The organism is Streptococcus cristatus, from assembly GCF_003943515.1.
Classification (GTDB): Bacteria; Bacillota; Bacilli; order Lactobacillales; family Streptococcaceae; genus Streptococcus; species Streptococcus cristatus_D.
Window position 1 is genome coordinate 450,498 of record NZ_RJPT01000001.1, and the last position, 19,039, is coordinate 469,536.

The 19,039-nt window shown below is 41.9% G+C and carries 15 protein-coding genes and 3 pseudogenes; 15 read left to right on the forward strand and 3 right to left on the reverse strand.

The features are described from left to right. Positions 1-31: 31 nt before the first annotated feature. The 5 genes and pseudogenes from D8791_RS02370 to D8791_RS10570 all read left to right on the forward strand — a co-directional run bounded on the left by D8791_RS02370 (position 32) and on the right by D8791_RS10570 (position 3,945). Positions 32-793, forward strand: coding sequence for a nucleoside phosphorylase (locus D8791_RS02370; protein ID WP_125446116.1), 762 nt, complete (start codon positions 32-34; stop codon positions 791-793). Between the two features lie 6 nt (positions 794-799). After that, positions 800-1,654: pseudogene (locus D8791_RS10715) on the forward strand (ATP-binding cassette domain-containing protein); the annotation flags it as partial. Positions 1,655-1,681: 27 nt separating this feature from the next. Beyond that, positions 1,682-2,485, forward strand: a pseudogene (locus D8791_RS10720) (energy-coupling factor ABC transporter ATP-binding protein); the annotation flags it as partial. Then, positions 2,478-3,314 (forward strand): energy-coupling factor transporter transmembrane component T family protein, encoded by an 837-nt coding sequence (locus tag D8791_RS02380; RefSeq protein WP_125446118.1) that lies wholly within the window; start codon positions 2,478-2,480, stop codon positions 3,312-3,314. The pseudogene D8791_RS10720 and the gene D8791_RS02380, both read left to right, overlap by 8 nt. Before the next feature lie 373 nt (positions 3,315-3,687). Then, positions 3,688-3,945, forward strand: coding sequence for a hypothetical protein (locus tag D8791_RS10570; protein ID WP_223367634.1), 258 nt, complete (start codon positions 3,688-3,690; stop codon positions 3,943-3,945). A gap of 124 nt (positions 3,946-4,069) precedes the next feature. Here D8791_RS10570 and D8791_RS02390 read toward each other — a convergent pair whose 3' ends face one another. Then, positions 4,070-4,540: a DUF805 domain-containing protein gene (locus D8791_RS02390; protein WP_125446119.1), complete on the reverse strand. Its 471-nt coding sequence runs from the start codon at positions 4,538-4,540 to the stop codon at positions 4,070-4,072. A 365-nt stretch (positions 4,541-4,905) separates the two neighbouring features. On the opposite strand from D8791_RS02390, the gene metG reads away from it, so the two are divergent. From metG to D8791_RS02410, 4 genes are all read left to right on the forward strand, one after another. After that, the gene (gene metG, locus D8791_RS02395; protein WP_125446120.1) at positions 4,906-6,903 is read left to right on the forward strand and encodes a methionine--tRNA ligase; all 1,998 of its coding nucleotides are present in this window, start codon (positions 4,906-4,908) and stop codon (positions 6,901-6,903) included. 197 nt (positions 6,904-7,100) lie between these two features. Further along, positions 7,101-7,427, forward strand: coding sequence for a hypothetical protein (locus tag D8791_RS02400; protein WP_125446121.1), 327 nt, complete (start codon positions 7,101-7,103; stop codon positions 7,425-7,427). Between the two features lie 175 nt (positions 7,428-7,602). Beyond that, positions 7,603-8,721, forward strand: coding sequence for an McrB family protein (locus D8791_RS02405; RefSeq protein ID WP_446677525.1), 1,119 nt, complete (start codon positions 7,603-7,605; stop codon positions 8,719-8,721). After that, entirely contained in the window at positions 8,702-10,018 is a 1,317-nt protein-coding gene (locus tag D8791_RS02410; RefSeq protein WP_125446123.1) for an McrC family protein, read from the forward strand. Before D8791_RS02405 ends, D8791_RS02410 begins: the two co-directional genes overlap by 20 nt. A gap of 61 nt (positions 10,019-10,079) precedes the next feature. Here the strand turns inward: D8791_RS02410 and D8791_RS02415 are convergent, their stop codons facing one another. Then, positions 10,080-11,285: a DUF2974 domain-containing protein gene (locus D8791_RS02415; RefSeq protein ID WP_125446124.1), complete on the reverse strand. Its 1,206-nt coding sequence runs from the start codon at positions 11,283-11,285 to the stop codon at positions 10,080-10,082. 118 nt (positions 11,286-11,403) lie between these two features. Further along, entirely contained in the window at positions 11,404-12,663 is a 1,260-nt protein-coding gene (locus D8791_RS02420) for an NRAMP family divalent metal transporter (protein ID WP_125446125.1), read from the reverse strand. Between the two features lie 205 nt (positions 12,664-12,868). Here D8791_RS02420 and D8791_RS02425 point away from each other — a divergent pair, with 205 nt between their 5' ends. The 6 genes and pseudogenes from D8791_RS02425 to D8791_RS02450 form a co-directional block, all read left to right on the forward strand. Further along, complete coding sequence (locus tag D8791_RS02425) at positions 12,869-13,555, forward strand: response regulator transcription factor (protein WP_037615348.1); 687 nt, start codon at positions 12,869-12,871, stop codon at positions 13,553-13,555. Further along, a complete protein-coding gene (locus tag D8791_RS02430; RefSeq protein ID WP_125446126.1) occupies positions 13,539-14,519 on the forward strand; it encodes a sensor histidine kinase in 981 nt (326 codons plus the stop codon). The genes D8791_RS02425 and D8791_RS02430 overlap by 17 nt, the downstream gene beginning before the upstream one ends. Before the next feature lie 111 nt (positions 14,520-14,630). Continuing rightward, complete coding sequence (locus D8791_RS02435) at positions 14,631-15,389, forward strand: TraX family protein (protein WP_125446127.1); 759 nt, start codon at positions 14,631-14,633, stop codon at positions 15,387-15,389. A gap of 83 nt (positions 15,390-15,472) precedes the next feature. Further along, the gene (locus D8791_RS02440) at positions 15,473-16,252 is read left to right on the forward strand and encodes an ABC transporter ATP-binding protein (RefSeq protein WP_015605636.1); all 780 of its coding nucleotides are present in this window, start codon (positions 15,473-15,475) and stop codon (positions 16,250-16,252) included. Beyond that, positions 16,233-18,233, forward strand: coding sequence for an ABC transporter permease (locus tag D8791_RS02445; protein ID WP_125446128.1), 2,001 nt, complete (start codon positions 16,233-16,235; stop codon positions 18,231-18,233). Before D8791_RS02440 ends, D8791_RS02445 begins: the two co-directional genes overlap by 20 nt. Positions 18,234-18,381: 148 nt before the next feature. Next, positions 18,382-19,030, forward strand: a pseudogene (locus D8791_RS02450) (ABC transporter ATP-binding protein); the annotation flags it as partial. Positions 19,031-19,039 lie beyond the last annotated feature (9 nt).

A 19,039-nucleotide genomic window follows, 5' to 3' on the forward strand; every position in this document is an offset into this window, starting at 1 on the left:
TTCATGCTAAAGAAAGGGACAAAACAAGTCGATGATTCTTGAAGAGTTTGACCAAAATCGTAAGGCCATCATCAATCCAGAGGATTTGATAGAGCCTATTGAAGGCTTTCCGCAAACGGCAGTGTCCTGCTTTGCTCGGGAGACCTTTGCCCGAATGCTGGCGGATTTTGACCATGAGTTGATTACGACGACATCCATGGCCAACATTGAAATTCCTATATATCGGGTCTTTGCGGATGGACAGGAACTAGCTCTTTTTAATGCACCAGTTGGGGCTTCTGCTTGTGTGGCTATTCTGGAGGATTTGATTGCTTTTGGTATGAGAAAGCTGGTTCTCTTTGGGACTTGTGGTGTGCTGGACGAAGACATCAAAAAAACATCCGTTATTATTCCGACAGCAGCTTTGCGTGATGAGGGGACTAGCTATCATTACCAGCCGGCTAGTTCGGAGATCGTAGTCAATGTCGGCTCGCAGGATTTTCTCTTGAAATTCCTTGAACAGCGAGGGATTTCCCATAGTTTGGGCAAGGTTTGGACGACCGACGGTATTTTCCGAGAGACTGCGGACAAGCTGCGCAGGCGAAAAGAGGCAGGAGCTATCTGTGTGGATATGGAGTGCTCGGCTGTAGCGGCTCTGGCGGCCTTTCGTGGCGTTCAAATTTGCCAGTTCTTTTATGCGGCGGATCATCTGTCTGAGGAGGCTTGGGACATGCGCAATCTGGCTAATCATGCGGACTTAGACGAGAAAGACAAGGTGGCCAATCTGGCGATTCAGATCGCTTTGGCCTTATAGAAAAACATGAAAAAACCAATTATTCAATTTGAAGATTTTAGTTTTCAATACCAGGCTCAGTCGGAGCCGACTTTGAAGCATATCAATCTGACCATTTATGAAGGGGAAAAGGTTCTTCTGATTGGACCGTCTGGCTCTGGTAAGTCAACCTTGGGTCAGTGTTTAAACGGCATTATTCCCAATATTTACAAGGGTCAGGCCAGTGGCCAACTCTTGATTAAGGGGCAGCCAGCCTTTGATAGCAGTATTTATGACAAGTCCAATCTTGTTAGCACGGTCTTGCAGGACACAGATGGGCAGTTTATCGGACTCAGTGTGGCAGAGGATCTGGCCTTTGCTCTGGAAAATGATATGGTGGACTTGCCCTTGATGCGGGAGAAGGTTCTGCGTTGGGCCAAGCAGCTAGACCTAGAGCAGCTTTTGGACCATCGTCCTCAAGACTTGTCTGGCGGGCAGAAGCAGCGGGTCAGTCTGGCGGGTGTCTTGATTGATGAGAGTCCAATTTTGCTGTTTGATGAGCCTTTGGCCAATCTCGATCCCAAGTCTGGTCAGGACACGATTGACTTGATTGATCAGATTCATAGAGCAGCTGCCACCACGACCATCATCATCGAGCACCGCTTGGAAGATGTACTTTATCGACCTGTTGACCGAGTTGTCCTTGTCAATGATGGGCAAATCCTCTTTAACGGTGCGCCGGATGATCTGCTCAAGACGGACCTCTTAGCAGAAAATGGGATTCGAGAACCTCTCTATATTACGGCCTTGCGGCAGCTTGGTTTTGATGTGACGAGGGTGGCTCATCTGGCTGATTTGACCAAGCTGGAACTTACAGGACTTTCGCAGAATCTGACCGAGCAAAAAACAGAGCAGGTTGACAGTAGGCACGAAGCCCTTTTAGAACTTGACCATGTTTCCTTTGCCTATCAGAGCGATCGACCTATTTTGCGGGATATCAGTCTGAAAATTTTTAAGGGTGAGCGGATAGCGATCGTTGGGAAAAATGGTGCTGGCAAGTCCACTCTAGCAAAGGCTCTCTGTCGTTTTGTTGATACAGAAGGGGAGTATCATTGGCAGGGACAGGATATCAAGGGCGACTCTATCAAGGAGCGGGCGGAGCGGATTGGCTATGTCTTGCAAAATCCCAATCAGATGATTTCGACCACCATGATTTTTGATGAAGTGGCTCTAGGACTGCGATTGCGTGGTTTGTCAGAAGCAGAGATTGAAGAAAGAGTTCATGCTGTTCTCAAAACTTGCGGTCTCTATGAATTTCGCAGTTGGCCGATTTCAGCTCTATCTTTTGGTCAGAAGAAGCGGGTGACCATTGCGTCTATTTTGGTGCTAAATCCAGAGATTATCCTTTTGGATGAGCCGACAGCTGGTCAGGATCAGCGCCACTATACAGAAATGATGGACTTTCTCGATGAGCTAAACCAGCAGGGGCACACGATTATCATGATTACCCATGATATGCAGCTCATGCTGGATTATTCTGATCGGGCCATTGTGGTGGTGGACGGCCAGATTTTAGCAGACCAGTCGCCTGCTCAGGTTTTGTCCAATCATGAGTTGATTGCAGCGGCCAATTTAAAGGAAACATCGATTTTTAGCTTAGCTGAAAAGCTGGAAGTGGATCCGCTAGCTCTGACTCGATTTTACATGCGAAAAAAGGAGGAAAGTCATGTTTAATCAACAAAAATTGATTGGCTATCATGCCGGAAAGACTTTTCTCCATGGTCTGTCTGGTGCCAGCAAACTTATCTTTTTTATCTTGGTTTCGGTGGCAGCCATGATGAGCTACGATACGCGTTTCCTCCTTCTTGTGGCTCTGGCTTCCCTGATTTTATTTCGAGTGTCTGAGATTCGGCTGAAAGATATTTCTTTCGTTCTAGCTTTTGCGGGAACCTTTGCAGCGTTGAATATTCTCATGGTCTATCTCTTTGCTCCTCAGTATGGGGTGGAGATTTATGGAGCCAAGGATTTGCTCTGGACAGGATGGGGAGCTTATAATCTCACGCTTCAGGAGCTCTTTTATCTCTTGAATCTTTTGCTCAAGTATTTCTCAACGATTCCCCTAGCGGTGATTTTTCTCATGACCACCCATCCCAGTCAATTTGCTTCCAGTCTGAATCAAATCGGCCTTTCTTATAAGATTGCCTATGCGGTCAGTCTGACCCTGCGTTATATTCCAGATTTACAGGAGGAATTTTACCTCATCAAGATGTCTCAAGAGGCACGTGGACAAGAATTATCCAAAAAGGCTCCCCTCAGCAAACGGGTCAAGGGCAATCTGCAAATCGTCATTCCCCTGATCTTCAGTTCGCTCGAGCGAATCAATACGATCGCAACGGCCATGGAGTTGCGCCGCTTTGGGAAAAATAAAAAGCGGACCTGGTATACCCAGCAAGCCTTCGGAAAACTAGACAAACTTGTAATCCTGGTGTCTGTCCTTCTACTAGCCCTCAGCCTTCTTCTTTTCGTTGTCAATCAAGGACGCTTTTATAATCCTTGGGCATAGGCTAAAGGTGGAAAACGAGCCATGTTTGTATTGAGAGGATCAATTGGTGCAAGAAAAAATAAATGTTGAATTTTATAAGGAATTACTTTTTCCTGTTTTTTGTGGTCTAGGAGCTTTCGTTTTGCTCTTGGCTTTGTCACAGACAGATGAAGTCGGGGGGAGAATGACCCTGATTTCAATCATCTTGCTAATAGGGATGAGTGGTCTCTTTACTTGCCTTGCTATAGTCAATAGAGAAAAGAGTTTGCGACGCTGTTAAGAACTTTACTCTCACTTTCCAGAGCTTGAAAAGGATTTTCAACTGATTTATAGTGACTCTCGTTATGCGCGTGAAAGTCTATCTCTCTATCTTTACAAGGATGCCATCATACGGGTGGATACTTATTTCCAATTTCTCAGGCTTTCTGATTTAGCTGATGTGACCATTAAGATTGAGGAAGTGGAAGAAACAAGGTATGTAAAAATTCATCACCTGTATCTGTATTACAATCCAATGAGTTCTAACAAAGATATTCGTCTGGCTTTTGGGCCTTATACGGATCAAAAATATATTGACTTATTACAATTTTTAGATGTGATAAATCAAGTTGCTCCTTGGATTCGAATCTATAATGAGGCTGTGGAAAAATAGCATGGTCTAACAAATATAAAAAATCAGATGAATTTAACAGGCCTCCCAAAGAGTTAGACACAAAAAATCTAACTNTTNGGGAGGCCTGTTAAAGTAGAATACTTTTTGTTTGATTCAATGGACTTTACTCGTTTTCAGTTATCACAAAATTTTGTTGGTAATTTTGCTGCTCTTGATAGGGATTTTGGATAAATTGCTGATCTTGGTAGTCTATATTATTATAGGAATTATTGCTAACGGGTTCATATTTTGTAGGCTGACAATAAAAAATAAATAGAATAAAACGACCAAAAAATGGGACCAAGTGCAAAAAGAGAAGAGCCCAATGATAGCCACCATCTCGCAATCGTCGAACTTGAATGGCGAGAGAGGGAAGCAGAATTGCAATGTAATAGACAACCATCAGGCCAGCAAAGGTGGTAGATAAGGCTCCTCCAGTCTCAGAGTTCAAAACTGACTTAATCAGAAGAAAAGTACAAGGTATTAGTACCAATACTAAAAAATGGCAGAGAATTGGCCACCAATATTCTGGGCGAGTTGAGCGACTGGTGAAATCCACATAGCCCTTCCAAAATTTTTTATATGCATCAATCATGTAGTAATCTCCTTAAATATTTTTTATATAGTCTACTATAATTTAGCAAGAATTGGCAAGTTTTGGGGAAATAGCGATCTTTGGCCAGAACAAAATAGATGGCTAAATCAAGGTGTTTTATTATAGCCCTAGAAAAGAATTATGAACAAACTAAGAAGATCGTTTCTCAACCGATTTGATGAATAGAGCTGTTCTTTACTATTACTATCGTCGAAAGAAACTATGGAATAAAACCTATCGTCCTTATTTATTTTAAGAGAAGAACGTCTAAAATCAATGTCAGGTCCCCTCTTTCAATCGCTAGGAAATATGATATAATGAAGTGTTATCAAAAAAGGTTTCATTAGCCTTGAAAGGATTAAAAAATGACTACAAAACAACCGTTTTATATTACGACACCTATTTACTACCCGTCTGGCAAGCTCCACATTGGGTCTGCCTATACGACCATTGCCTGTGATGTCTTGGCTCGCTACAAGCGCCTCATGGGCTATGACGTTTTCTATCTGACTGGTCTTGATGAGCACGGTCAAAAAATCCAGCAAAAAGCTGAGGAAGCTGGGATCAGCCCACAAGCTTATGTCGATGGCATGGTGGTTGGCGTTAAGGAGCTCTGGCAGCTCTTAGATATTTCTTACGATAAATTTATCCGAACGACCGATAACTACCATGAAAAGGTTGTAGCGGATGTCTTTGAAAAACTCTTGGCTCAAGATGATATCTACTTGGGTGAATATTCAGGTTGGTATTCTGTATCTGATGAGGAATTTTTCACCGAAAGCCAGTTGGCCGAAGTTTTCCGTGATGAAGCTGGAAATGTAACGGGCGGAATTGCGCCATCTGGACATGAAGTGGAATGGGTATCAGAAGAGTCTTACTTCCTTCGTCTAAGCAAGTACCAAGATCGCTTGGTAGAATTTTTCAAATCACAGCCCAACTTCATTACTCCAGACGGTCGTCTCAATGAAATGCTGAAAAACTTCATCGAGCCAGGCTTGGAAGACTTGGCCGTCTCTCGGACGACCTTTACTTGGGGCGTGCCTGTGCCATCAAATCCTAAACACGTGGTCTATGTTTGGATTGATGCCCTGCTCAACTATGCGACTGCTCTTGGCTACGGTCAGGATGATCATGTTAACTATGATAAATTCTGGAATGGCACTGTCTTCCACATGGTGGGCAAGGACATTCTGCGTTTCCACTCTATCTACTGGCCAATCCTGCTCATGATGCTGGATATTAAGTTGCCTGATCGCTTGATTGCTCACGGTTGGTTTGTTATGAAGGATGGCAAGATGTCCAAGTCCAAGGGCAATGTGGTCTATCCTGAAATGCTGGTAGAACGCTATGGTTTGGATGCATTACGCTATTACCTCATGCGTAGCCTTCCAGTTGGTTCAGACGGAACCTTTACTCCTGAAGATTATGTAGGTCGTATCAACTACGAGTTGGCCAATGACCTTGGAAACTTGCTCAACCGTACCGTTTCTATGATTAACAAGTACTTTGACGGTCAAGTGCCAGCCTATGAAGAAAATGTGACAGACTTTGACGGAGCTCTGGCTCAAGTGGCAGCTGAATCTATCACTGACTACTATAAACACATGGATGCAGTGGACTACCCACGCGCGCTGGAAGCAGTCTGGACGCTCATCTCCCGCACTAATAAATATATCGATGAAACTGCTCCTTGGGTTTTGGCTAAGGATGAAGGCAAGGTCAAAGAACTGGCAGCAGTCATGAGTCACTTGGCAGCGAGCCTTCGTGTTGTGGCGCATATGATTGAGCCTTTCATGATGGAAACCAGCAAGGCTGTCCTCAGTCAACTCGGCTTGCCTCAAGCAGTTTCACTGGAAAATCTAGCTATTGACCAGCTCCCAGCAGGTCTGACAGTTGTAGAAAAAGGAACGCCAATCTTCCCTCGTCTGGATATGGAAGAAGAAATTGCCTATATCAAGGAACAAATGGAAGGCAACAAACCTGCGGTTGAAAAAGAATGGAAGCCCGAAGAAGTGGAGCTTAAACTTAACCGCAAGGAAATCAAATTTGACGACTTTGATAAGGTAGAAATCCGTGTCGCAGAAGTCAAAGAAGTTTCTAAGGTTGAAGGCTCTGATAAGCTGCTCCAATTCCGCTTGGATGCAGGAGACGGCGAAGACCGCCAAATCCTCTCTGGTATTGCCAAATACTATCCAAACGAGCAAGAACTGGTCGGTAAAAAAGTCCAAATCGTAGCCAACCTCAAACCGCGCAAAATGATGGGCCGCATTAGTCAAGGTATGATCCTCTCAGCCGAGCATGGCGACCAACTGACTCTCCTAACTGTGGATGAGAAAGTCCCAAATGGAAGTTTGATTGGGTAGAGAATTTTATTGAGAGTTAGTTTACTATTTGGTAAAAAATAGAACATAGGAATAACCTCCCAGACGGAAAGTTTGGGAGGTTTTGGGAACGTAGATAATTGGTTTGTTTAATATGTAAAGTAAGTATTGATATACCAGTCAATACGATATTAATAAAAATCAATTGTTAAATTATTACAAATTGAAAAGGAATAAGAATGTCTAAAGAGAAAATAGCAAAAATAATTGATGAAGTGAAAAAAGATTATTCCGATATTGGTTGGATTCCAATTGAGAAAGACTTTCATCCACGATCTAAAAATAAGAGAAGATATTTAATTGATAATGAGAAGAAAAAGTTAAAAGAATCATATTATCAAAAAAGGTACTATATGATGAACGGCATTATTGGTATAGAAGATTATATAGTTATCACGGAGCTTACCAGTGAGCCTGTAGGTAATATAGAATTTACGAAAGGTCGCATAGAAGATAAATCGAAAAAGGATAAAGAAAATCAATTTAAGACATATGAATCAATTTAATACATATATAAAAGACAAGAAATCATCTTTTGAAATAGAACAAGATTTTTTCACTTCACATATATTTAAAGTGATTGATGACGATGGGAATGAATTGTTAGATGAGATTCAAGAGTTTCTAAAAAAGTTAGAAGAAAAGAGTAATAAACCTATGGAAAGTGATGAGGAAGAGAAAATGAGCTCAAAAAAAGAAAACTCAGAGTATAAATTACCATCAGTCAATACAATCCTTTATGGTCCTCCAGGAACTGGTAAAACTTACAATTCTATCAAATACGCAGTTGACATAATTGATGAAGATTTTAACAGAGATGGGTCGAATAATGATAATTATGTCGGATATATTTCAAATTATAATAAATTAAAAGCTGCTGGTCAAATTGCATTTACAACTTTCCACCAGTCTTACGGTTATGAGGAGTTTATTGAGGGGATTAAGCCGTTTTTAGGAAAAAGAGGTGTGAGAAGAGGGAGAAGTGATCTAAACTATAAAATTTCAGATGGGGTTTTCAAAGAGTTTTGNAAAAGAGCTGCTAGTGATAAGAGTAATAACTACGTTTTTATTATTGATGAAATCAATCGTGGGAATATTTCTAAAATATTTGGAGAACTTATTACTTTGATTGAAGATTCGAAGCGTGACGGAGAGGAAGAAGCAATGTCAGTGACTCTTCCGTATTCCCAAGAAGAATTTTCTGTGCCAAAAAATGTATACATTCTAGGGACCATGAATACAGCAGACCGTTCTATCGCTCTCATGGATACAGCTCTTCGACGTCGTTTTGAATTTATTGAAATGATGCCAGATATAAGTTTACTAAAGAATGTAGTTGTTAAAGATAATAAAGATAATAAGGATAATAAAGATAATAAAAAGATTGACATTCAAAAGATGTTAGAAAAAATGAACCAACGTATTGAAGTTCTTTATGACAGGGAGCATACATTAGGGCATGCCTTCTTTATGCCACTTAAGAATAAGGAAAAACCAACTATCGATCAGTTAGAATCTATCTTTAAAAACAAGACTATTCCATTGCTTCAAGAATATTTCTATGAAGATTACGAAAAAATTATGCTTGTTTTAGGAATTGATCCCCAAAATGAAGATCCTAGTAAATTTATTTCAGTCAAAAGTAATGACAATCTATTTAAAAGTAGCCCAGATATTGACTTAAATCCTACCTATAAAATTAATGAGGAAGCATTTAAGGAGTCAAAGAATTATATTGCCATCTATGCTAGTACTTCAAATCCAGGAGAAGTGGGTAGAAATGAAGATTCTGACAGTTAGAGAATTTCAAGGGATAAAAAAAGAAGATTTAGGAGAAAGAAATTTCACCTTATTAGAAGAATTTATCGAAGAAAATTCTGGTGATGATGTTGAGGAACGATTATCAGACTTTTTGAGGATTTCATCTCATAAAGGAGTCAAAGTTATCAAGCCTCGAAATTATGTAGGTGTTATTAATATCGATAATAAAGTTCAGATTGAGATTTTACCTAAGGTCGATATTGGTGATGATTGTAAATTACGAAAGCTTTTTCTTAAAATGTTATCTAGTTTGAAAGAATTTAAGGGAAAGAGTTTTAAAAATGCCCAGCTAAATGATTCTAAGTTACCAATTTATGAAGTTTTTATTCAGATGTATTTGAATGAAGTTCAAGAGTTGTTGAAAAAAGGTTTAAAGTCTGATTATATTACACTTGAGGATAATCTTCCTTTTTTCAAGGGAAAGTTGCTAGTTAACCAGCATATCAAGCAAAATATTGTCCGCAAAGATAGATTTTATATGGCTTATGATGAGTTTCATATCAATCGTCCTGAAAATCGTTTGATAAAAACGACGCTTCTCAAATTGAATAAGATTTCATCAAATGGAAAAAATCAATTGTTAGCAAAACGTTTATTGGCTGAGTTTGAAATGGTTAATCAGTCAACAAATATTGATAAGGATTTTTCTCTAGTGAAAAAAGATCGTAATATTCAGTTCTATCAAAACTTAATAGATTGGTCAGAAGTTTTTCTGAAGAATAAGAGCTTTTCAACTTTTAAAGGAATTCAAAGTGTCAATGCCTTACTATTTCCTATGGAAAAAATATTTGAGGCATACATAGCTAAGCAGTTGAAAAATAAGTGTTCTGAATGGAAGGTAGAAACACAGAAACGAAGTAAATATTTATTTGATATTCCGAAAAAATTCGGATTGAAACCAGATATTATTATGTCTAAACAAGGGAAGGATAGAACTAAACTAGACAATAATAAATCTATTGTTCTAGACACCAAATGGAAAAAGCTGATAAGCGATTTGAGTGAAAATTATGGAATCAGTCAATCAGATATGTATCAAATGTATGCTTATGCCTATAAATATGATGTTGAAAATGTTATTTTAATTTATCCTAAGCATAGAGAAGTCCATTTGAAAAATTTTCCTTCTTACATTCAAGAAGGTCAGAAAAATGAGCATATAAAGAAAATAGTTGTAAAAGTCTTTTTATACGATTTATCGAATGAGAAAAAAAGTATAAAAGAGCTTGTAGATTTGATTAATAGCTCTTCTAAATCATATGAAAAACAGGAATAGTAGTGATACTATACCTGTTTTTCTTTTATATTAGAGAGTTGCCAAGTGCTGTATTTATAGCTTATTGCTCATTTGGTTCATCTGTTTGAGCGGGATCATTGCTTGTGAAAGGAAGATTCTTAGTGAATTCGGATAGATTTTCCTTGACCTCTTGAACAAGTTTACTAGGCTTCAGCAGGTTCATGTCGTCTTTCCAAGACTGGTAGCGCATGTCTACCAGTAGTTTAGCCAGGCGCGTCAGCATTTCCCGCTCCTCATCTGTGAGAGCATTGGCATTTTCAAAAACAGCCAAGATTTTGTTGAAATTTTCCAGCTTGGTGAGGTCATTAATGGAGCTGATACCAGCATCTAGGATGAGACCGAAAAAGAGGTCAAAAAAGTCTTTTAATTCCTCATCAGAAACGCTATCAACCCAGTTTTTCAGAGTTTTATCTACTTGAAGGCTGTCTGGATTGAGGTTGTCCAGTAGGACAAAAGTCTGGTCACTAATCTGCCAAGAGAAGGTATCGTGCTGGGCCAGACCGCCGATAGCTGTACTTTTGACAATCTGAGCCTGCTTGGGCGTTTCGAGCATCATTCCGACGATAGAGCCCTGCGGAATGTAGCGCTTTATTTTGTCTGAAATAGTCTGGTAGCCTTGACTGGTGATGACCGAGTGATTCAGTCCAGGGGCATCATAGCTGTAAATACTCTGAATTCGCTCTTGATATTTTGGCTCGATCTGACTAGCAGCGTAGGAGGCTAGATTTCCGCCCTTTGAGTGACCAGTCAGGATGAACTGACCAGGCAGAGCATCCATGGCTTTTCGCAGATAATTGACCGCCGTTTTTTGAGCTGGTACCTGATCCATATAAGTCATGTGGAAGTCCTCTTTCCAGCCAATAATGGAATCATCAGTTCCGCGGAAGGTCAGGACATAGGTCTCAGGCTTGATTTTGAAAATCATAGCCGCAAACTGCTTTTGAACATCAGGATCAATATCATTGACATAGCCCATGAGCTTGATATTTTTGAAGCGGGTGGAGCTGGCTACCTTTTCTAAAAGTTTCAGACGATTTTTAGTTACCAACATGGATAAATCCTGAGGCATTTTTTCAGCAGCTTCAAAGAAGCGGCAAGTACAATCGGGGGACATCTGATCAGACACAATCTGGTCAAAAGGCAGATAAGTTATCTCGGTCAGCATCAGCATATCCAGTTCATTAAAGGGGGTATCGTAGATACTGTCGTAAGCTACTTGGTCTAGGTAATCAAAAATTATTCCCATATGTATCTCCAATATTCTATCTTCTTCCAGTATAGCATAAGTGGGGCAGGTTGTCAGAAAGGAAAAAGAAAAGAGCGGAAACCTGAAGATATCCTTCAGAATTTCCAGCTCTTTTGATCTAGTAAGCCTTACCGATGAGGATGGCGTAGATAAAGAATAAGGCGAAGCCAAAGAGGAAGATCAAACCAAGGATGGAAAGACCTTTTAGCCATTTGCTCAGATGTTTATTCTCGCTTGTAACGAGGAGATAGTTTAGAAGGGCAAAAAATGGAGTAGTCAGGAAGGAAGCAATCATGGCAAAACGAAGCATGAGAGCCACACTGCCTTGGAAGAAGTAGATGATAACGCCACCGATAATAGCTGTAGCGGTCATCCAGATATGCAGAGTTTTTTGAGAAGTCTTCTCTTCATTGAGAAGAAGGCGTAGAGATTCAGCATTTACACGGGAATAGCCATCGATAACGGTAATAACGGTACCGAAGATACAGAGAAAGGCAATGAAAGTAATCAGAATCCGTGTCCAATCACCAAGGACAGATGCGTACATCCCAACGAATTGTTGGATGTAGGCAGCGCCAGCATCTTGAACTGCTTGACCAGTTGGATACTGGATGAGGGCGCCCATAGCGACGAAGAAGATGGCCAGAATAGCTGTACCGATATAGCCAACGTTAAAGTCAAAGAGACCGTCTGTGACAGAGATATTGACAGATTTTCCTTTTTCAGCAGTCCAGAGGGAGTTGATTGCTGAAATCTCGATTGGAGCTGGCATCCAGCCCATTAGAGAAACGATGAAAGGCAAGGCAGCCATCTGCCAAGGTGTCTTTTCAACGAAGTCTGCTCCGTACTCAGGATGCTTGATAATGGCAACGATGACCGCAATAACGGTTGCAAAGGTTAGAGCGGACATGATCCATTTGGCAAGGCCATCCAGAAACTTGTAGCCACCAAATAGTAGCATTGCCCAGATCAGGATGATGAGAATCAGAGACCATTGAGTAATGCTGAGTCCAAGGGCATTTGGAAAGGCGCTGGCGATGATAGCAGCACAGAGAATCCCAACCCCTGCTGTATTGACCAAGGCGGAGAAGACATTTAAAACGAAGAAGATGCCCAAGTAGACTTTTCCTTTTTGAGCATAGCCTTCAACCAAGCTGTGGCCAGTTTCCAAGGTGTACTCAGCACCGAAGCGAAAGAAGGGATATTTGAAGAGGTTGGCCAAGATGACCAGTCCCATCAAAGCCCAGCCATACTTGGCGCCTGCTTGAGCAGAGGAAACGATGTGAGAGCCACCAACAGCAGCAGAGGCCATAAGGATCCCAGGACCGAGGGCTTTCAGTTTTGACTGCCAGGTAGATGTCTGAGTTTGTTCTAGCATAATAATCTCCTTATTATAAAAAATGAATTTTCAGACAATTCTGAATGTAGTGTTATTTTATCTTTTTACTCTGTCTTTGTCAACACTTATTGAAGGATTTCTTGAAACTTTCTGAAAACAAAAAGAATTTCAGACTAAAAAAGTCTCTGTGATTTAAGGGAGAATTTGATATAATAGCAGTAAGAAAAATGAGTGAGGAAATGAAATGCACAAGATTTTACTGGTCGAGGATGATGCGGTCATCCGTCAAATGATCAAAAAAATGCTGGAGCAGTGGGGCTATCAGGTTGTGGCGATTGAAGATTTTATGCAGGTTTTGACGACCTTTGTCAAGGAGGAGCCCCAGCTGGTGCTGATGGATATTGGCCTGCCCCTCTTTAACGGCTACCATTGGTGCCAAGAAATTCGGAAGATTTCGACGGTGCCCATTATGTTTCTGTCTTCGCGCGACCAGTCCATGGATATCGTCATGGCCATCAATATGGGCGCAGATGACTATGTGACCAAGCCCTTTGACAATAATGTCTTTCTGGCCAAGGTGCAAGGATTGCTGCGACGTTCATATGAGTTTGGAACGGATCAAAGCCTTTTGGAATATCAGGGCGTGATTTTAAATCTTAAATCCATGGATTTGGTCTATGAGGGCGAGCTTGTGACGCTGACCAAGAATGAATTTCAAATCTTGCGGGTGCTTTTTGAGCATTCCGGTAGCATCGTGGCGCGTGATGACTTGATGAAGGAGCTCTGGAACAGCGATTTCTTTATTGATGATAATACCTTGTCCGTCAATGTTGCCCGCCTGCGCAAGAAGTTGGAGGAGCACGGTCTGAAGCATTTCATTGAGACGAAAAAAGGGATAGGGTACGGTTTAACCAATGGACATGCAGGATAAATTTTTCTTTTTGAAGCATCATCTGTATTCCCGTCGCTTCATCTTGTTACTCTTACTGATTGTATTTTCAATTATGGGGATGTTTGCCTTTATTTTCGAGGATGGGCGCAGTCTGCTAGAGTATCAGTTGCTCTTAGCCTTTCTCCTCGCTAGCTTTTTCTTGGGAATGGATCTAGCTAGTGCCTATAAGGAATATCGTAACCAGCTCTTTTATGCCTCAGGTCGGCCTCAGACAGCCTTAGAGGCTCTCCTTTTTGAGAAACTGGCTCTTTTGGAAATGGACAAGAAGAACCGTGCGATTGAGGAGAGGGAGAAGTTAAATGACCTGATGGACTATTATACGCTCTGGGCTCATCAGATTAAGACGCCTATTGCAGCTAGTTCATTGCTGGTCGGAGAGATTGAGGACAAGAAGGTCAAGAACCAGCTGGAGCAAGAGCTCTTTAAGATCGAGTCCTATGTCAATATCGTCTTGCAGTATCTTCGTCTGGAGAGTTTCCACGAGGATTTGGTCTTGAAAAAGGAAAATGTTGAAGATTTGGTCAAGGAGATTGTCAAGAAGTATGCGATTTTCTTTATCCAAAAGGGCTTGAGCCTCAATCTGCATGATCTGGACCGAACCATCATCACAGATAAAAAGTGGTTTGTCGTTATTTTGGAGCAAGTGCTGTCAAACAGTCTGAAATACACCAGTCAAGGCGGGATTGAAATTTATTTTCAGGAGGATACGCTTTATATCAAAGATAGCGGTTTGGGCATTCAGGATGCGGATTTGCTGCGGGTTTTCGAGCGAGGTTTTTCGGGCTATAATGGTCGTTTGACCCAGCAATCGTCTGGCTTGGGACTTTATCTGTCCAAGAAAATCGCAGATGAGCTGGGGCATCAGATTAGCATCGCTTCGCAGGTCGGACAGGGAACAACTGTCATGATTAGCTTTTCAGAGAAGAAGATGATATTTGAATAAGGCATTCTTACAAATTTGTAAGGTTGGCCAGTGAAATTGAAAGGTTAGGTTATGGTACCGACCTTTCTTTTTTTGTAAGATAGATGTATAAAGAAGACAAGGAGATATGAAATGAAAACAAGAGGATTAAATGCTTTCCAACTCAAGCTTTTCATGGCCTTTTTAATGGTTTTTGATCATATTGGTAAGATTCCAGGGCTTTTGCCGACGGGCTGGGACGGGATTTTTCACCTGCTGACCCGCTGTGTAGCCGCTTGGTTTGCTTTTAGCGCAGTAGAAGGCTTTCTGCATACGCGCAACCGCTTGGCCTACAATGCGCGCTTGTTTATCTGGGCGGCTATTATGCAGCTGGGCAATACCATCTTGACCATGCTCTTTCATAGCAAAGGGATTCATCTTGAGAATAATATCTTTCTCAGCTTAGCCTGTGGCGTTCTGGTGCTCAATCTTGTATTTGGTCTCTCCAAAAATAGTGAAGAGATTATGGATGAGAAACGCTATTTGCGGATTGGAGCGGCAGTCTTAATTGGTTTGGCAGGAGTTTTTTTGACAGAAGGCGGCATGACCATTATTCCTTTGATGCTGCTTAGCTATATCTTCCGCAATCAGCCTGCTCTTAGAACTCTTTCTTACATGGTCTTGGCTTTTCTGCTCTTTTGCCTAAGCATTGAAATCTACCCAACCATGGGAGCGACCCTTTCGATGATGCTCTACAATTCAGACTGGGCCTTTATTACCGTCTTGCCCTTCCTACATCTCTACAATGGCGAGCGAGGCTATAATGGCAAGTGGGGCAAGTATTTCTTCTATATCTTTTACCCAGCCCATCTCTGGATTATCGCACTAATTGCTTATCTGGTACAGAGATAAAAATATTGGCATTTAAAAATTAGTAAAATATGGAAATAAAGCTGTTTCTGTATTAAAATGGAATTATAGAAAAGGAGATCATAATGACCTTATTAGATGTACAACACGTGAAAAAGATTTATAAAACCCGCTTTCAGGGCAGCCAAGTAGAGGCCTTGAAAGACATTCACTTTACGGTAGAAAAAGGCGAATATGTAGCCATCATGGGGGAGTCGGGCTCCGGGAAGTCCACCCTGCTCAACATCCTAGCCATGCTGGACAAGCCGACCGAAGGCCGTGTTTTCCTCAATGGAACTGACACGGCAACCATCAAAAACAGCCAGGCTTCCAGCTTCCGCCGGGAGAAATTAGGCTTTGTCTTTCAAGATTTTAACTTGCTGGACACTTTATCGGTCAAGGATAATATTCTCCTGCCTCTGGTGCTCTCTCGTCGTCCTATTACTGAGATGATGCAAAAGTTGGTTACAACCTGCAATGAGCTGGGGATTAACAAGCTGCAAGAGAAGTTTCCTTATGAAATTTCCGGTGGTCAGAAGCAACGGGTGGCAGTTGCCCGCGCCATTATCACCGAGCCTGAGATTTTGCTGGCGGATGAGCCGACAGGAGCCTTGGATTCCAAGTCTTCGGCTGCTCTCTTGGATGTCTTTGATGACATTAATGACCGCGGCCAAACCATTCTCATGGTGACCCACTCGACTTCGGCGGCTAGTCGGGCCAAGCGGGTGCTCTTTATAAAAGACGGGATTCTCTACAATCAAATCTTCCGCGGCAACAAGACCGAGCGGCAGATGTTCCAAGAGATTTCCGATACTCTGACTGTTATGGCAAGTGAGGTGGGCGACTATGTTCAAACTAACGAGTAAACTGGCTTTATCAAATCTGATCAAAAATCGCAGTTTGTATTATCCATTTGCCTTGGCGACGGTACTGGCAACAGCGATTTTGTATAGTTTTGTCTCACTGGCTCATAGCCCTAATATGGAGAGCTCTTATGGTGGTACAGCGGCTCGCATGACCTTGCAGTTTGGTATCCAGGTCATTCAGATTGCGGTGCTCATCCTTATCACCTATGCCAATAGCTTTGTTATGAAGAACCGTTCGCGGGAGCTCGGTGTTTATAGCGTGCTGGGGATGGAAAAACGCCACCTGCTACTTATGACCTTCTTTGAGCTCTGTGTCTTTTATCTGGGCACGGTCGGTCTGGGAGTCTTGTCTGGACTAGCTTTAGATAAGATGCTCTACGCCGTTCTTTTGAAATTGATGGGAATGCCGGCAGTTCTTGCCTCGACCTTCCAATGGCAAAATGTCTGGATGACTCTAGTCAGTCTAGGTGTCGCATTTGCGGTGATTTTGTTGCTTAACTCGACCCGCCTTCTACGCTATAGCTCTCTTAATCTAATGAAAGAAAGGAAAGCTGGCGAGAAGAAGGGACGCTTCCTTTGGGTGCAAACCTTGCTGGGGCTCCTGCTCATGGGTGTGGCTTATTATATGGCTTTGACCGTTACCAAACCTGTCGCTGCTATCGGCAATTTCTTTATAGCTGTGATCATGGTTATTCTAGCGACCTATCTGCTTTTTAATGCAGGCTCGATTACACTCTTGCAATTTCTCAAAAAGAGAAAAAGCTACTATTATAAGACCCAGAATTTCATTTCTGTTTCCAATCTTATCTCACGGATGCGTAAAAATGCAGCAGGATTGGCAACTATTTCCATCTTGTCCACTATGCTCCTCGTGACTCTGGTTGGTACAATTAATATCTATGTTGGAGGTCAGGATTATATTACTACCTTGCATCCAAAGGATTACAATGTCAGCGTTGTCCTGCCGACATCAACTGATCAGACGGAAACACTGTTGGACAAGGTCCAGCAAGTCGCTCAGGAAACAGGGCTGAAGAAGCCAAGCTATACTACCTATCTCTATCAATCAGCCTTCATCATGAAATTAGCTGGTAATGATGTGACGGTTCCAATGCAAAGCGAGCTGGATTCGGATCCAAGTATCTTGACCAAGTCTGCTGGTACGATTACGGTCATCAATCATAAGGATTATGAAAAAATGACAGGGAAAAAGATAGACTTGGCAGATGATGAAACTCTTGTCTATGGAAAAAATGTTTCCTTAAATAAGGACAAGCCACTCCGAGTAAATGGCAAGGATTGGAAGATTAAGCAGATTTTACCGTCGAATTTTACGCATGGGGAAATACCTAATCCAAACGATGTGGCCATGGAGCAGGGCCTCTATATGGTGGTCAATGATAGTAAAGAAGTTGGGCTAAATGTTGCACATTATTACTACATTGGAGTTGCTTCAGAGACTAAGGGCAGTAAGAAATTTGTCGAGCAAGTCCAGCTGGGACTGAGGGACACTTTGGATCAGGAACAGGCCCAAGATGGTAGCTACGCAATGGCCAGTGACCGTCATAGCGCAGAAAAGAGCTATCAGGAACTTACTGGAACCTTGCTCTTCATCGGTGTCTTCCTCTCTGTTATCTTCCTTCTAGGAGCTGTTCTCGTGATTTACTACAAGCAAATCTCTGAAGGCTATGAGGACCGTGATGGCTTTATCATCTTGCAAAAGGTCGGTCTAGATGAAAAGCAGACTAGAAGTACCATTCGCAAGCAGATTTTGACTGTTTTCTTCCTACCTCTTATCTTTGCTTTTCTACATATAGCAGCAGTCTTTCATATGTTGCGCTTGATTGTTGCTCTATTGGGAGTGACCAATCTACCTCTCTTAATTCAGACAACACTTGCGACTTGCGGCGTCTTCCTCCTGACCTATATTTTAGTATTCTTACTAACTTCTCGCAGTTACCGCAAGATTGTCGCCCGCTAATAAGTTTCCCTGACCTCTGGTCGGGGATTTTTTGGTGTCTGGATTTTTACCTCTCATCTCTCTCATTTTACCGCTTGTCCAAAAAGCCGAGATTTTTCAAAAAAGACTTGCTATCATGGTCTCAGAAGTTAAGACAGGAGGAAAGAACATGTTAGTAGAAACGAAAAATCTAAGCAAGGTTTATGGCGATAAGGTAGCGGTTAATGGCCTGAATTTAGAAATTGAGGCAGGTAGTTTTACAGCCATTTTAGGGCCAAATGGCGCAGGAAAGTCGACAACGATTCAGATGCTGATTGGACTTTTGCAGCCGACATCTGGGCAAATCACTTATGCAGAACAAACCAAGCTGGGCGTGGTCTTTCAAAATAGTGTGCTAGATGCCAATTTGACAGTAGTTGAAAATCTGCGAATCCGTGCCAAGCAGTACAAGCAGGTCGAAACTGGTAAGATTGAGCAATTGATCGAGCAACTGGGGCTGGCTAGCTTTGCTAAACAACGCTATGGGACCCTTTCTGGTGGACAAAAGCGACGGGTGGACATTGCGCGAGCCCTGCTCAATAGCCCTGACCTACTTTTTCTAGATGAGCCGACGACAGGCCTGGATATCCAGACTAGAGAAAGCATTTGGAAGCTGCTCAAAGACTTGCAGCAGAAGGAAAATATGACCGTAGTTTTGACTACCCACTATCTCAATGAAGCTGATGACGCGGATAAGATTTATATCGTAGACCATGGTCAAGTCATTGCGCAAGGCTCTGCCGACCAGATCAAGGAGCGATATGCCCGCAATGTTTTGCGGATTTTAA